The organism is Siminovitchia jepli (assembly GCF_047228825.1).
In the GTDB taxonomy this organism is placed as follows: Bacteria; Bacillota; Bacilli; order Bacillales; family Bacillaceae_C; genus Siminovitchia.
The window spans coordinates 1-662 of sequence record NZ_JBFEGN010000221.1 but is presented as its reverse complement, the minus strand read 5'-3'; the positions used below and the strand labels follow the sequence as shown (position 1 = coordinate 662).

General features: G+C 42.7%; 2 protein-coding genes. One reads left to right on the top strand and one right to left on the bottom strand.

Going from position 1 to position 662, the window contains the following annotated elements:
* Positions 1–175: 175 nt before the first annotated feature.
* Positions 176–397: a hypothetical protein gene (locus AB1L08_RS22485; RefSeq protein ID WP_413066790.1), complete on the top strand. Its 222-nt coding sequence runs from the start codon at positions 176–178 to the stop codon at positions 395–397.
* Positions 398–402: 5 nt separating this feature from the next.
* Here the strand turns inward: AB1L08_RS22485 and AB1L08_RS22480 are convergent, their stop codons facing one another.
* Positions 403–624 carry a hypothetical protein gene (locus AB1L08_RS22480; RefSeq protein WP_413066789.1) on the bottom strand — a complete coding sequence of 74 codons (222 nt, stop codon included), beginning with the start codon at positions 622–624 and terminating at the stop codon, positions 403–405.
* Positions 625–662 lie beyond the last annotated feature (38 nt).

The following is a 662-nucleotide window of genomic DNA, read 5'->3' as shown; positions in this document are numbered from 1 at the left end:
ATTCGACGGCTATTTTTATTTCAGAAACTGCGAGTGGCAAACTATTGATCAAAATAAAGGTTGTTCAGTAAGCCCTAACTAATTGGACGAAAACGGGCGGGACGGCTGTCCATGACCCGGCCGGCAAGAGGGGATCTCCATATCCACAAACAAAGTAAACACGTCAACCGGAGCCATGACGACCGTTATCGATGAAAAATACACGTATGATGCCAACGGCAACCGTACGGAGATTGTTTACAATGACGGGAAGAAAGAGACATACACATACGATCATTTGAATCAGCTGATCCGTGAAACAAAGAAAGGCGGTTCCGTCAATGAATATCAATACGATGGATTCGGCAACGGGATTTTCAAAAGTTTGGCAATCAGGTTCCGTTACGTCGACCTATAACATGCTCAACCATCCTTATAATTTAGGCAGGGCAACAATGACTTTTTCCAATCTGCTTGTCCTTCGTTTTTTTCGGGAGCAGTGCCCTGCCGTAATGAAAGGTAGATGCGAATCAAACGTTTGATTCGTTTTAAGAGAAGGAAAACATGGACCAATGCTGCCAACTTCATCGGGATCTGTGAACTAGACTCAGCTTTGAGGAGTAAAAATTCTTCGAGATAATTCACTTATTTTACCCCCCCAAATTTTGATAAATATGGGATAA

Bases quoted from the DNA above. Each gene is read 5' to 3' on its own strand.
- AB1L08_RS22485 (WP_413066790.1), top strand. From the start codon at position 176: ATGACGACCGTTATCGATGAAAAATACACGTATGATGCCAACGGCAAC.